The organism is Parapedobacter defluvii (genome assembly GCF_014642075.1).
Classification (GTDB): domain Bacteria; phylum Bacteroidota; class Bacteroidia; order Sphingobacteriales; family Sphingobacteriaceae; genus Parapedobacter; species Parapedobacter defluvii.
The window spans coordinates 1-706 of sequence record NZ_BMIK01000063.1; the positions used below are offsets into that span (position 1 = coordinate 1).

Annotated in this window: 1 protein-coding gene; it reads left to right on the forward strand. The window is 48.6% G+C overall.

Annotation, left to right across the window (positions count from 1 at the left end):
* Positions 1 to 672 (forward strand): TolC family protein (locus tag IEX60_RS24745; protein WP_188754071.1); only part of this gene is annotated, 672 nt, incomplete at its 5' end.
* Positions 673 to 706 lie beyond the last annotated feature (34 nt).

The following is a 706-nucleotide window of genomic DNA, read 5'->3' on the forward strand; positions in this document are numbered from 1 at the left end:
AACATCGCCATCCAATTGAAATCACTTGGAAATGAAATCGATTTGGCAAAAATCCAACTGCAGCTGTTGCTAAATACTGCCATACGGTATGAACCCGTTTCGGAAGATCTATTGATAGACGTCAACCCACCGCTCGCCGATATGGATGCAGAAGCACATCCCAAGGTCTTGTTATCGGCTCGCGAGGTCGAGAGAGCCAATGCCCTGTTGAAACTGGAGAAATCGAAGTTGTTACCCAACTTGTCTGCGGGGTATTCCAACCAAAGCTTCCACGACCTGAATAACAATCGTTTCAGCTCCGTGGAAATTGGCATCGGCATCCCGATCTTCGCCAGCGGCCAGAAAGCACAAATTAAGGCCGAAGCCCAGCGGGTGGCCTTCGCCGAGAATGAGTTGGTCAACCAAAAAACCCAGTGGAAAACAGCATACGAAACGGTTTTAAGCAGCTATCGGACACAGCGACAGATTGTAGACGACTACCGGACCAAGCAGCTGCCCCGGGCCCGACAGGTTGCCGACGCGGCAAAGGAACAATTTGATAACGGCGAAATCGACTACTTGGACTGGGTGATGCTGAACAATCAGGCGACACAGATCCAAAACGATTATTACCTAGCGGTTATGCTGCTCAACCAAAGCATCATTACCCTGCAGTACCTTACTTCAAACTAATTCAACGACAATGAAAACGATTATTTTTTTCGCC